General features: G+C 44.1%; 13 protein-coding genes. 7 read left to right on the top strand and 6 right to left on the bottom strand.

Annotation, left to right across the window (positions count from 1 at the left end):
* The 7 genes from IH879_10215 to IH879_10185 all read left to right on the top strand — a co-directional run.
* Positions 1 to 149, top strand: a 149-nt coding sequence (locus tag IH879_10215) for a GxxExxY protein (protein ID MCH7675311.1), incomplete at its 5' end; no start/stop codon positions are given.
* A 118-nt stretch (positions 150 to 267) separates the two neighbouring features.
* The gene (locus IH879_10210) at positions 268 to 762 is read left to right on the top strand and encodes an NADH-quinone oxidoreductase subunit J (GenBank protein MCH7675310.1); all 495 of its coding nucleotides are present in this window, start codon (positions 268 to 270) and stop codon (positions 760 to 762) included.
* Positions 759 to 1,067 (top strand): NADH-quinone oxidoreductase subunit NuoK, encoded by a 309-nt coding sequence (gene nuoK / locus IH879_10205; GenBank protein MCH7675309.1) that lies wholly within the window; start codon positions 759 to 761, stop codon positions 1,065 to 1,067. The genes IH879_10210 and nuoK overlap by 4 nt, the downstream gene beginning before the upstream one ends.
* 3 nt (positions 1,068 to 1,070) lie before the next feature.
* Positions 1,071 to 3,053, top strand: coding sequence for an NADH-quinone oxidoreductase subunit L (nuoL, locus tag IH879_10200; protein ID MCH7675308.1), 1,983 nt, complete (start codon positions 1,071 to 1,073; stop codon positions 3,051 to 3,053).
* A 25-nt stretch (positions 3,054 to 3,078) separates the two neighbouring features.
* A complete protein-coding gene (locus IH879_10195) occupies positions 3,079 to 4,647 on the top strand; it encodes an NADH-quinone oxidoreductase subunit M (GenBank protein ID MCH7675307.1) in 1,569 nt (522 codons plus the stop codon).
* Between the two features lie 3 nt (positions 4,648 to 4,650).
* The gene (locus IH879_10190) at positions 4,651 to 6,159 is read left to right on the top strand and encodes an NADH-quinone oxidoreductase subunit N (GenBank protein ID MCH7675306.1); all 1,509 of its coding nucleotides are present in this window, start codon (positions 4,651 to 4,653) and stop codon (positions 6,157 to 6,159) included.
* 94 nt (positions 6,160 to 6,253) lie between these two features.
* Complete coding sequence (locus IH879_10185; protein ID MCH7675305.1) at positions 6,254 to 7,561, top strand: hypothetical protein; 1,308 nt, start codon at positions 6,254 to 6,256, stop codon at positions 7,559 to 7,561.
* 84 nt (positions 7,562 to 7,645) lie between these two features.
* Here IH879_10185 and IH879_10180 read toward each other — a convergent pair whose 3' ends face one another.
* From IH879_10180 to IH879_10155, 6 genes are all read right to left on the bottom strand, one after another.
* The gene (locus IH879_10180) at positions 7,646 to 8,389 is read right to left on the bottom strand and encodes a slipin family protein (GenBank protein ID MCH7675304.1); all 744 of its coding nucleotides are present in this window, start codon (positions 8,387 to 8,389) and stop codon (positions 7,646 to 7,648) included.
* 179 nt (positions 8,390 to 8,568) lie between these two features.
* Positions 8,569 to 9,843: a nodulation protein NfeD gene (locus IH879_10175; GenBank protein MCH7675303.1), complete on the bottom strand. Its 1,275-nt coding sequence runs from the start codon at positions 9,841 to 9,843 to the stop codon at positions 8,569 to 8,571.
* A 61-nt stretch (positions 9,844 to 9,904) separates the two neighbouring features.
* Positions 9,905 to 10,120 carry a DUF2905 domain-containing protein gene (locus tag IH879_10170; protein MCH7675302.1) on the bottom strand — a complete coding sequence of 72 codons (216 nt, stop codon included), beginning with the start codon at positions 10,118 to 10,120 and terminating at the stop codon, positions 9,905 to 9,907.
* A 3-nt stretch (positions 10,121 to 10,123) separates the two neighbouring features.
* Positions 10,124 to 11,326 (bottom strand): P1 family peptidase, encoded by a 1,203-nt coding sequence (locus tag IH879_10165; GenBank protein MCH7675301.1) that lies wholly within the window; start codon positions 11,324 to 11,326, stop codon positions 10,124 to 10,126.
* Between the two features lie 1,028 nt (positions 11,327 to 12,354).
* Positions 12,355 to 12,618 (bottom strand): hypothetical protein, encoded by a 264-nt coding sequence (locus IH879_10160; GenBank protein ID MCH7675300.1) that lies wholly within the window; start codon positions 12,616 to 12,618, stop codon positions 12,355 to 12,357.
* 357 nt (positions 12,619 to 12,975) lie between these two features.
* The coding region (locus tag IH879_10155) for an ATP-binding protein (protein ID MCH7675299.1) at positions 12,976 to 13,735 on the bottom strand (760 nt) is incomplete at its 5' end.

The raw sequence follows: 13,735 nt of genomic DNA, 5'->3' as shown, positions 1-13,735 counted from the left end.
TAGGTGAATATGAAGCGGACTTGCTTGTGGATGACAAAGTAATCGTGGAACTTAAAATTGCAAAAGACTATAACCTCAAAGACGAACCGCAACTACTCAATGAATTAAAAGCAACAGGAATCAAAGTAGGGATGCTCGTCAATTCCTGAACCTGTCAGGAACAGGTTTTGGAAAAGAGAAAGTTGAATTCAAGCGCTTCATTTATTAAAAAATCTGTGTTTAATCCGTGTGAATCTGTGGCTAAATATTTAAGTTGACTATGAATCTATGAATCTATTCGATATAATTTTTTATGCTTTTGCTGCCTTCACCTTAGCCTCTGCGGCGTTGATGGTTGTTTCTAAAAATATTATCCACTCTGCAGTTGGACTGTTGTTTTCTTTGTTTGGGGTAGCGGGCATTTATGTTTTGTTGGCGGCTGATTTTTTAGCAGTTGTGCAAATCCTGGTTTATGTCGGCGGCATTTTGATTCTGCTGCTGTTTGGTGTGATGTTGACTCAGCGCATCACCAGCGTTGACATGCGCACGGGAACCTTGCAGCTTGTGCCAGCGATTTTGGCTGTCGCCGGGGTTTTTGTGATCTTGTTTCGGGTGATAAGTAAGACTTCGTGGGAGATCATTCCAAAAAGTGATTTCAATCCTACTGCGGAAAAGATAGGCCATCTGTTGATGAAAGAATTTCTTATTCCATTTGAAATTGTCTCAGTGTTTCTACTGGTGGCCCTAGTCGGCGCTGCTTTTATTGCGAGGAAGGGTACATGACGGTCGGTTTAGAACATTATTTGGTTTTAAGTGCGGCTTTATTTTCCCTTGGTTTGCTGGCCGTGATTACCAAGAAAAATGCCGTAACCGTGCTCATGGGCATTGAATTAATTTTAAACGCCGCAAACATTAATTTCGTCGCATTTGCACGCTTTATCGATACCGATTTGGATGGTCAAGTCTTCGCGATATTTGTGATTGTTACGGCTGCGGCTTCAGCGGCAGTTGCACTGGCGATTGTTTTAAATCTTTACGAGCACTTGCGCTCAATCAATCTTGAAGAAGCGGATTCCTTAGCGGGATAATTTATGATAACCAACGCCATACTTATCTTACTTCTTCCCTTAATAGCTTTTGTTATCCAGATCTTTGTCGGTAAAAGGCTGCCGAGAAAAGGCGATTGGCTATCGACCGGCGCCATGTTCCTGGCCTTCTTTTTGGCCGTTCCGATTCTGATTCAAGCGATATCCACTTACGATGCAAATTTTAAGATCACCCAGAGTTGGGAGTGGATCAATTTTGGTCCGGTGAATGTCGCCTTTGGAATTCATATCGATAACTTGACTGCGATCATGCTGATTGTGGTGACGTTTATAAGCTCGCTGATTCATTTGTATTCCATCGGTTACATGCAAGGCGACCCGCGTTACAGCCGCTACTTTGCCTATTTATCGATTTTTTCGTTTTCCATGCTCGGCCTGATTTTAGTCGATGGCTTTTTTGGGATTTACATTTTCTGGGAGTTGGTCGGACTGAGCTCGTATTTGCTCATCGGTTTCTGGTTTGAAAAGAATTCGGCTGCCAATGCCGCGAAGAAAGCCTTTATCACCAACCGCATCGGCGATGTCGCCATGTTCGCCGGAATTCTTATTATTTTTACCACCTTAGGCGTTTTCAATTTTGAGGAAGTTTTTACGGGGATCGCGGACGGTAAATTGTCTGGCGGATTATTGACCGCCGCAGGCATTTTGATTTTCATGGGCGCGGTTGGTAAATCGGCCCAGTTTCCACTTCACGTCTGGCTGCCGGACGCGATGGAAGGTCCGACTCCGGTCAGCGCCTTGATTCACGCCGCCACAATGGTAGCGGCCGGCGTTTACATGGTCGGTCGAACTTTCGTGATCTATACCGCCGATGCCTTACTGGTCATTGCTTACATTGGTACGATTACGGCGTTTATGGCGGCTACAATTGCCATCGTTCAAAAAGATATCAAACGCGTGCTGGCTTACTCAACAGTTAGCCAGCTCGGATTCATGATGGTTGGCCTCGGTACCGGAGGGTATACCGCAGGCCTTTTCCATCTTACCACCCACGCCTTTTTCAAGGCGCTGCTTTTTCTCGGTTCCGGTAGTGTGATTCATGCGGTCCACTCACAGGAGATGGATGATATGGGCGGACTGCGCAAGAAAATGCCCATCACTTTCTGGACTTTTTTAATTGGTACGCTCGCTATTTCAGGAGTGCCGCCGCTTTCCGGTTTTTGGAGTAAAGACCTCATTTTAGCGTCTGCACTCGAATTCGGCATGCTGCATCCAAGCCATATGGTGATTTTTGCGGTGACGCTCATTGCTGCGGGTATGACGGCTTTTTATATGCTTAGAGCAGTTTATCTCACCTTTGCAGGTGAACCGCGTGATAAAGAAAAATTCGATCACGCGCACGAATCTCCCCTGGTGATGACCATTCCGCTTTGCGTTCTCGCAGTATTTGCAATTGGTACGATTTGGTGGGGTTGGTTGGAGCACTTGCTTGCAAAACCGGAACTTTCCTCTTTTGCAAGCAGGGGTTCTCAAATAGTTGAAACAGGAGGGGGGCATGCAGATGTAACACACACCGCCCACAATATTGCGATGTTTTCCTCGATTGCAATTGCCGGGTTGGGAATTTTGCTTTCTACTCTGGTATACCACTGGAAGAAAATTTCCGCCGAGGCATGGGGGAGGAGGCTTAAGCCGATTTATACTTTACTCTGGAATAAATACTACTTTGATGAATTTTATGGCGCTACCGTGATTGCAGGGACGCTTCTCATCAGTAAAATTTCATCCCTTTTTGATATGAAAGTCATCGATGGCTTTGTGAACGGAGTTGCGAGGATCACGGTAAGCTTTGCATTTGGCAACGGTCGTTTTGATTTAAAGATAGTCGATGGCATGGTTAATTTGGTGGGAAAAATAGTTACATTCTTCGGCGCACAGTTGAGGATGGTTCAAACGGGTCGTGTACAAAATTATATTCTGATAGCTTTAGGTGCGGTAGTGCTTGTTTTAATCTTTCAGCAATTTTAGGATGATAAAGTAGAGGATTGAATAAATGAATAATGTCTTGACTCTGATCACATTTCTCCCAATGGTTGGCGTTCTGCTCATTTTATTGGTTCCGAAAGGCAACAAAACACTCATTCGAATTTTAGCTGCGGTATCCACCGGCTTGCAAGTGCTGCTCGCAGTTTGGATTTATATGAATTTCGATTCGGACACAAGCAGCATGCAATTCAGGGAGCAATATAAATGGATTCCCTCGTTTAATATCGAATATTTTATGGGCATTGATGGCCTGAGCGTGTCGATGGTGCTTTTGACCGCCTTTCTATCTTTTATTTGCATTTTCGCTTCATGGGGAATCAATAAGGGCGTCAAAGGCTACTTCGCGATGTTTCTGCTTTTGGACACCGGCATGATGGGCGTCTTTTGCTCGCTCGATTTCTTCCTGTTTTACATCTTCTGGGAAGTCATGCTGCTGCCAATGTACTTTCTCATCGGAATTTGGGGCAGTCCGTCGCGCGTTGATGCCGATGGTATGGTTCGAGGGGGTCCTTACGCGGCAATCAAATTTTTCCTCTATACCCTTTTTGGTAGCGTGTTAATGCTGTTGGCGATGCTGGTTTTATATTTTAATGTCACAGATCCGGTTACCGGCGGCCACACGTTTAATATGCTGTACATTATGGATCAGTCAAACCACAGCGGGGTGCTCAATAATTTCGATATTCGCCTGTGGTTGTACGCGGCTCTGTTTATCGGCTTTGCTATTAAAGTGCCGCTCTTTCCATTTCACACCTGGCTGCCGGATGCTCACGTGGAAGCACCGACCGCGGTCAGCGTCATCTTAGCTGGTGTGCTCTTGAAAATGGGAACCTACGGCATGTTGCGAATTAGTTTCCCAATGCTGCCCGATGCCATGAAGTGGGAGTATTTTGCTTACGGCATGGCTATTCTGGGAGTGATCAACATTATTTACGGAGCCTTCTGCGCCATGGCACAGACAGATTTGAAGAAGCTTGTGGCTTATTCGAGTATCAGCCACATGGGAATTGTCCTGCTCGGTATGTCCGGACTCACTTCTTTAGGCATGAATGGTGCGGTCATGCAAATGTTCAATCACGGTACCGGAACTGCGATGCTATTCCTTTTGGTTGGTGTAATTTATGACCGGGCACACCACCGCAACATTGATGACTTCGGTGGACTTGCCGTTCGCATGCCGATTTATGCTGCGGCGATGAGTTTGGCTTTCTTTGCAGGGCTGGGTCTTCCCGGGCTTTCCAGTTTTATGAGCGAAGTATTTTCTTTCCTCGGTGCTTTTGGCTCAGAAATGTTTAATCTGAAAGCGATTACAATCATTTCAATAATAGGAATCGTATTGACTGCGGGCTATTTCCTGTGGACCTTTCAAAGGATGTTCCTGGGTGAGCTTAATCCAAAATATAAAGATTTGCCAGATCTTAATGGGAGAGAGCTGTTTACCCTGGTTCCATTGGGAATCGTCATTATATTTCTGGGTATTTATCCGGCGCCGCTTTTAAATTTGATTAAAACTTCTTTAAACGAATTGGTAGAGGTGGTTAAAGCAGCCGATCCGATTTTGTGGGGACTGCAATAAGATATGAATCCTTCCGAAATCATACAAAATAATATCAACAGTCTGAGCTACTTTGTGCCCGAGCTTATTTTAACTGGCATGATCGTGGTTCTGATCATTACAGACCTGCTCTTGAAAAAAGAAAACTCGCCCTGGACATCGTTGCTGGCATTGGGCGGTCTGGTCATCGCATTTGTAGCAGTCATGAATCAGTACGATCTTGGCAGCCGGTCGATTTTCAACGACATGCTTGTTGTCGATCCTTTTTCACTTTATTTCAAGCTTTTGTTTTTAGTTTCTGCTGTGTTTGTGGTTTTGCTTTCTATCGGCTCAATTGAGCTTTCAGGACGCCCTGTTGGCGAATATTTTACTTTAATGATCGCGCTTACGCTGGGCCTGTTTTTAATGGCTTCCGCAACTAACCTGATCACGATTTTTATCTCAATCGAGTTTGTTAGCGTTACATCGTTCATTTTGGCGACCTACCTAAAGACACGTCGCCGCTCAAGTGAAGCCGGCTTAAAGTATGCAATTTACGGTGCATTTTCTTCGGGACTCATGTTGTACGGCATTTCCATTCTATATGGACTTACCGGCACTTTAGACATCTACGAAATTGGCACTAAGCTCGCTGCTTCCACACCCAATAGCCTTGCCCTGCTCACCTCGGTTATTTTGATGCTTGCGGGCTTTGGTTATAAACTTGCGGCGGTTCCATTCCACTTTTGGGCACCGGATGTCTACGAGGGAGCGCCAACCCCGATTACAGCATTTTTCTCAGTAGGGCCAAAGGCAGCCGGATTTGCTTTGTTGATTCGTTTTTTTAATGTTGCCTTAGCTACTGAGGGAACAAACGGTGAATGGTCAGCGATTGCCGGAGTCAATTGGTCGCAGTTGCTCGCAGTGGTCGCGGCCGCTACCATGACTTTGGGAAATCTGGTAGCAATCGTTCAGAAAAACATCAAGCGCCTTTTGGCTTATTCAAGTATTGCCCATGCCGGATATGCGTTGATGGGAGTTGTTTTACTTTCCGATCAAGGTGTCTATGCGACCATATTTTATTTGGTTGTTTATTATCTGATGAATATCGGCGCTTTTTTGATTGTCATTGTATTTCAAGACCTGGTTGGTAGTGAAAGCATCGACGACTACAAAGGACTGATTTGGAGAGCGCCGGTTCCGGCGATAGCTATGGGCGTGTTTTTGTTTTCGCTCGCAGGAATGCCGCCCACGGCAGGGTTCATCGGCAAATTTTATCTGTTCGCTGCCTTGATTAAGGGAGGCCCAGGTTTTTACTGGCTGGCAGTCGTCGGCTTTATCAATAGTGTAATTTCACTTTATTATTATGCCCGTATTTTGAAAGCTATGTGTTTTGATAAACAGGATGAAAAGGAACCCGCTTCCTTAGCTGTTTCCCCTTATTATGTTGTCCTGCTTGCTACATTGGTTGTTCCCACAATTTTGCTCGGAGTTTATTGGGTGCCACTTGCAGACCTCGCAAACTACTCGGTCGAGTTCTTGCGGGCACTTTAACAAATCCTTTCGGATTTTTTCTGCATGCGATTGTGTTTAAAGTATTACTTAGATAATCGCATTCCTTGAAACCACTTCAGCAGATGGAGTTATGATGAAACGACGCGCACCGCTAACTCAGAGAAAGTATTTTTTTAGCCTCTTAGCCCTCCTTTCCGGGTATATTCTGCTGGCTGCAGCGAGCGGCAAAAAGCCGGAGTCCAAAAGAAGAAATCCAAATTTACCCCGTTCTTATAAACCAATCGACCAAATCGAACACGATCTCTTCCAATTACAACTCAAATATCCCGACTTACTTCACGTTGAGAAAATTGGCCGAACCGCAGGTATGGGCCAGCCGATTTGGGCTATCAAGGTTTCTGATAACGTCCAAAAAAGAGAAGATGAGCCGAGAATTCTGTTTGAGGGTGTTCACCACGCCCGCGAGCCGATCGGCGCTAACATCTGTTTGGAATTGGCTAAAACTTTGTGTGAGAAATATAAAACTGACCCGCAAATTAAGAATTGGGTTGATTCAATCGAGATTTGGCTGGTGCCGGTTGTAAATCCGGACGGTTACAAATATATTTTCGAAAACGATTTGCGATTCCCCTGGTGGCGAAAAAATCTCAGAGACAACGATGGCGACGGCGTGTTTAACCCGTTGTATGACGGCGTCGATTTAAATCGCAATTACGGGTACAATTGGCAAGAGGGTGGAGATGGCAAACCGGGCAGTTGGTTCTATCGCGGTGAAACTCCTTTTTCGGAAAATGAAACTCTGGCGATCATGAATTTGGCGCGCCGGGAAAATTTTGCTATCGGTATTTCCTACCACAGCTATGGTGAGTCGATTCTCTTCCCATGGGGTAATTTTAAACGGCCGCCTGATTTAGACTTGATTGTAGAAATTGCCGGTGAGATGGCCTCGAGGATAAAAAGAGAATCCGGACGAGGGCAGTATTCGGTTTTGCCGCTAAATGGCCGGGTCGGGCAAAGCTCTATTTGGATGTACGCCGAGCAGCATGTGATCGATTACATCATTGAGGTTGGCACCCAATATTTCCCCGCGGAAGAAAGTGTACCGTTTATTATAAAAGAAAATCTCAAGGGCGCTTTTTATCTATTTGATCGGGTGCTTGAAACCGGAATTAAGGGACACGTTTTTGACACCTATACGAAGAAACCGCTTTTAGCGGAAATCAAGGTTAAAGAACTTTCAGCGGATTACGTCAAGCCAAGAATGACGGATAAGGAGTTTGGCGGTTTTCACCGGCTTTTAACCCCGGGGGAATTCACTTTAGAAATTCACAGCCAGGGGTATTTCCCCAAAACCATTAAGAATGTGAGAGTGAAGCGTGGTAAGTGCACTGATTTCGAAATTGGTTTGATTCCGAATAGAAAGTTGACCAATGGACATTGAAAAGATAATCGTAGCCGAAGCGGCCTCACTTCGGGAGGCCACACTTCAGGAGAGTAAGCCAGAACTCCGGTGAGTACCGCTACTTTATTTTTTATCCTGCATAAAATGCTTAAACAAATCAAGAGGGAGCGGAAATATAATCGTTGAGTTGTTTTCCGCAGCAACCTCAGTTAGAGTTTGTAAAAACCGCAATTGCAGCGCTTCAGGAAAAGCGCTAATCACCTCGGCGGCGTCACGCAATTTCGTTGATGCTTGAAACTCTCCTTCAGCATGAATAATTTTTGCTCGTCTCTCTCGCTCTGCTTCAGCTTGTTTTGCGATGGCCCGCTGCATTTCTTGCGGTAAATCAACGTGCTTAATTTCAACCAAACTCACCTTAATGCCCCAGGGCTCGCTGTGATTGTCGATGATCTCCTGTAAGCTTGAGTTGATTTTCTCTCTTTCTGCCAGCATCTCATCCAGTTCAGCGCCGCCCATAACACTTCTGAGGGTGGTCTGTGCCAATTGCGAAGTCGCATAAAGATAATCCTCAACCTCCGTAATCGCCTTTGATGGGTCCATAACCCTGAAATATAAAACTGCGTTTACTTTCACCGAAACATTGTCTTTTGTAATGACATCCTGAGGCGGGATATCCATAGCAACGGTTCGCAAACTCACTTTAACCATGCGATCAATCAATGGGATAAGGAAAATCAACCCCGGTCCCTTTGAACCCATCAGCCGGCCCAAACGAAAAATAACACCTCGCTCATACTCTCTTAGCACTCTAATGGCGCTTGCTAAAAGCATTACTATGACTACAATCAATAATCCGACATACGGCATTTTTCCCTCCTTGCTAAATAATTTAGAAAAAAATTAGGCATAGAGTCCTCAAAGATTACACAAAGAACACTGATGCTTTTTTTGGTTTTCAAAAGACTAAAATAAAAATGAAAATTAAAGCTTTTCGCTTCTGTGTCACTTTGTGCTTCTTCGTGAGCTCTGTGTCCAATATGAAACTTTTATTTTGCTTTCTCAACTTTCAAAACCAGACCTTCTACAGATACAATCCGCACTTTTTCACCCTTTTTGATGAGAGCATCGCTGGTGGCTTTCCAAATTTCACCGTGAACTTTTACATTGCCTTCCGGAGAGATTTTACTTTGGGCCATGCCGCTCTTGCCGACAATTCCTTCATTTCCCGTTGTGATTTTTTTACGGTGTGTTCTGAACGCCATTCCGAAAGCAAAGATAAAAAAGGCTGCGGTTAATGCGACGACAGTAATGATTAAACTTAACGAAATAGAGAGCACAGGGGCAAAATTATCAGGAGGTTGCTCGATGAGCATAAGTGAACCTAACAGCATAGCAATAATTCCACCAATGGTTAATAATCCGAAACTGGTTATTTTAACTTCCATAATAAATAAAACAATGGCGACAAGTATTAAAAGCAGACCCGCGTAATTTATTGGCAGCACTTGCAGCGCAAAAAAGGCTAAGATCAAACAGACCGCGCCAACGACACCTGGGAAGATAGCGCCCGGGTTTGAGAGCTCAAAAAATAGCCCGTAAAAGCCAAGCATCATTAAAATGTAGGCAACATTTGGATTGGAGATTTTCTCAAGAATCCTGTAGCGCAAATTCATTTGATGGTAAACAATTCGGGCGTTTTTAGTTTTAAGGGTAACCTCTCTTGAAACTAATTCAACCTCCATACCATCCATCTGGCTGAGCAAACTATCTACAGAAGGCGAAATGAAATCGATGACATTTAAATCAAGCGCTTCCTGCTCCGTAATCGAGACGCTTTCACGAACTGCCTTTTCTGCCCACTCAATATTGCGTCCGCGTTTTTCCGCCAACGCTTTAACTTGTGCAACGGCATCGTTTGTAACTTTCTCGTTCATGACTGAGGAGGTGTCTGCACCGCCTTGAATATTGACCGGATGAGCCGCGCCAATATTTGTGCTCGGCGCCATGGCAGCAACATGAGCCGCATAAGTGATGAAAACACCTGCAGAAGCCGCTCTTGAGCCTTGCGGAGAGACATAGACAACAATGGGAATGTCTGCGGCCAAAAAGCGTTTGGTGATTTGCCTGGTTGATTCTAATAGACCACCCGGCGTATCGAGCTCAATAATCAAACAGTGAACGCCTTCGTTTTCCGCTTTTTCGATTGCGCTTATGATGAACTCAGCGGAAACAGGGGTGATAATGCTTTCAACGGCTAGGACATGAACGGTGGATCTTTCCCCGGCTTCCTCCTCGGAGGCATGGCCTGTCATGCTTACCATGTAACATAGCGTTAAAAAAAGAAACTTTGAATAGGCTTTTTTCTTACGCATAACTAAGTTGCTATTTTTTGTTAAGAAAAAACAAAACTAACGATAGAATGATACTCAAAAGCCCAGAAGTTGCGATTGGAAAATAAAAGGTGAAATTCTTTTTCTGGACCAGAATGTCTCCCGGCAGTTTTCCTAAAAAGGGAATTTGTTTAAAAAAGGTAAATAACAAACCCAGAGTTAATAATATGACTCCAAGTATAATAAAGATTTTTCCAAAAGGGTTTATTCATTATTGGTTATTTTTAGATAATGTCTTACCTAAGTTTAATACGCTGTATTTCTTGCAAATGTCCACAATTTTTTCGATTGGCACAGCCTCAACTATTCGACCATTTTTTCCTATGGTTGTCGTTGCTTTCAACAAAGAATTGTAAAGGGCTTCCTGAGTTGCCTCAACCACGGCCATAAAAAGAGGGGAGAGATTGTCGTTGTTCAAAAGAGTAACGGTCTTTGTAGAATTTTGGTCGTTGTATTTAATCAAATTCTCCGAATTATTTGAAAAGGCAATAACATAATCTCCGCTGCCATTTGAGGAAAACGCGCCGGTTTTTGCCAGCGCAAGATAGGCTCGTTTGGCCAATCGCTTCAGGTTTCTGGAAGACAGAGGGGCATCGGTGGCGACCACAATCATGCAGGAACCATCTCCATCCTCGTATTTTATTTTATCTTTATAAAAATAGTTTTCAAGCTCTCTACCAACCGGCGCACCATTAATTTCAAAAATACCGCCATAATTGCTTTGCACCAGAACGCCGATGGTAAACCCGCCCATTGATTTTGGCAAAATTCTGGAGGAAGTACCAATGCCTCCTTTAAAACCAAGACAGATAGTCCCGGTCCCGGCGCCAACACACCCTTCTTCAACTGCTCCGGATTTTGCGGTTCGAATCGCACGAAAAACATCATTTTTGGAAACATGCCTGCCGCGAATATCATTGAGCCAGCCATCGTTTGTTTCGCCAACGACCGGATTAACGGAGCGAACATCTTCATTCCCGGGTAGCCCAAGCATGTAGTCTATGAGTGCATCTGCGACTCTGGGTACATTTAAAGTGTTAGTTAATAGAATCGGCGTTTCAATATTACCAAGCTCTTCGATTTGGGTCGAGCCCAGCAATTTGCCAAATCCATTTCCGACAAAAATGGCTGCCGGTACTTTTCTTTGAAATAAATTTTCCGGGTGAGGAAGAATTGCAGTGACTCCTGTGCGAACACAGTCCCCCCTGATGACTGTGGTGTGACCAACTTTTACGCCCGGAACATCAGTAATCGCATTCCACTTGCCAGGTTTCAAAACGCCGACTTCGATCCCAATTTCACGAGCCCTTGGGCGTTCGTCGTTTTTAGAAACTGAAATGCTCGCCGATAATAATATAGTGAGCCCAAGAATGGAAATTAAGTAAAATTGGTAGATAGCCGGTTTTGACTTCATTTGAAGGGGTGGACAGGGTATTTTTGAAATTAACTTAACAATTTGGGTGGTGAAAATCAACTGTTTTTTAGCTTACGAATGGAAGGAGTAACTTTTGGCAAATAAGTCAAGTAATTGCGAAAGATCTGCAATTTTATCCTTGACTTTTATTATCATTTTTGCTAAACTGCACACAGTTCAAATCCCTGTAGATTTCCGTGTGGCATAAATCAAAGAGCTAATACCTTTAAATTGGGAGCTTAGCTCTGGACGTCGATTGCACGCCTCATCCTGAGTTTTCGGGATTCAGTGGACGCAAAAACCGTACAGGCGGTGCCCACCGTGCATGTCGCGGTTCTTTGATTGCCCCACACTGAAATGCAGGGATTTTTTATTTTGGTCCCCCTAACGTTTCTTCAATTTCCCCAACAAAGAATTGATTGTCAGCACTTGCAATTTCTGCAAACCCGTTTACTACTACTCATGGAATAGGCCTTCAGCCTAATAAATCAGATGAATGGTATTGCAGCTAACCGCTTTGAATCTGGAAACAACGCACTATAAAATTATGAAAGAGCGGGTATTTATTTGTGGACTCGGACGCTCCGGTACATCCTGGCTTGCTAAATCACGTGCGCAAGCGACGAACTGGTATACATAAAAGAGACCTGGTTGCTCGACAAATTGTAGGACTTGGTTGATTGGCATAAATTGATTTATAAAAATTGGACGGAATTTACTGCGTGGGCTGACAAAGATATAAACCCGGAAGTTTTTTAAAACATCTCAGCAGTTTTTATAAAGGACTTTGTTGCAATTGTAAGGTGGCGCCAGGTTTGTTGAGAAGACGCCAGAGTGGAGTGTGATTTTTTTTGAACTCTTGAAAAAGCTTTTTCCTAACGCTGGTCAAATGCAAGATGAAAGTGCACTGGTTAGTTTAAATTTATTTTTTTTAGTCTTGTTAATAAGAAAAGATTTTTCATAAAGGGTTATCTGTTGTTTATCTTGTTCTTTTGAATACAGTTAACGTTTCATTTTTAAGATTCCATTTAGCTGACAACAAAGAAATTAATCCATTCAGCTGGCAAGGGTATCTCCTCATTGAGGATGGCAATGCTGCCTTGTCCAGGTTTGGATTCACTTTCTTTAATTTGTCTTAGGAAATAGACATTCGGAGCAAACTCCGTTTTTTTAGAGTCAGGCTTTTGATAATCGGTGTATTTTAAAGAAGAGTTATTAAACCAATCAAGCTGACGGTCAACATCGGCTGGAGTGTTGAATTCTTCTGTTCCAAAAGTGTCTGGCAAAAACACTGTTATTTCCTTCGATGGATGCTTGAGTGAAAGGGCGTCTTGGTACAGCAAAAACAGGTGTAATTTGGCGACTTAAAAGATAAATCATCACTTTGCTTAAATTACGTTTTCCTGAGGCACTTCCAATAAATGTCGCTGCGTTATCCAGCTTTAATACTTGTGGTTGATCAAACCGGTTAAAAAAGGCATCACAAGCTTTGATAAATACATTTGTTGTCATATTTCGGATACGAATATAATGCCGCAAACGAGGAGTCTTTTTAGCTGAAAATCCAAAGAGGGCGCGTCTCAAAAAACATGCCGGCCCCCAACTCATTGAATGGGGATATGCTGAATCAAACTCATGGTAGCCACAACCTAATAACTTGCCCCCAAAGTCCTGTCTAAACTGCGATACTGAATCGCCTCACCTACAAATTCCTGCCTGATTTCTTCGGAGCCCTCAATATCCGCAATTGTTCTCGCCACCTTTAATATCCGGTCATAAGCCCGAGCTGATAAACCCAGCTTGGTAATTGCGGTTTTCAAAAGTTCGTGTCCTTCCTGATTTATTTTACAATATTGCCGAATCTCCTTAGACTCCATTCGTGCGTTGCAAAACAGGTGTTTCTTGTCTATAAACCGTTTTTGCTGAAGCTTCCTTGCCTGCATCACACGCTCTCGTATGGAGGCCGAACTTTCACCTGGGACTTCACTTGCCAGGTCTTTGTATTGCACAGAAGGCACCTCAATATGGATATCAATTCTATCCAAAAGCGGGCCGGAGACACGTGATAAATATTTTTGGATTTGGGGCGGCGTGCAGGAACAATCGTTGTGAGGATCGGTTGCAAAACCACACGGGCAGGGATTCATGGCCGCTGCAAGCATGAATTCAGCGGGGTAGGTGAGGGAAAGCAGTGCCCGTGAAATAGTAACCCGGCCATCCTCCAACGGCTGGCGCATGACTTCAAGTACATTTTTTTTAAATTCCGGCAATTCGTCTAAGAACAGAACACCATGGTTCGCCAGACTGACTTCGCCGGGTCTGGGAATGCGCCCACCGCCGATTAAGCCGGCGTCTCTGATCGTGTGATGCGGACACTGGAACGTGTGTGTGCCAATCAAGGCCCTGTCC

It is taken from the genome of candidate division KSB1 bacterium (genome assembly GCA_022562085.1).
GTDB lineage: Bacteria > Zhuqueibacterota > Zhuqueibacteria > Oceanimicrobiales > Oceanimicrobiaceae > Oceanimicrobium.
The sequence above is the reverse complement of the archived record's forward strand: the minus strand, read 5'-3'. Positions and strand labels throughout refer to the sequence as shown.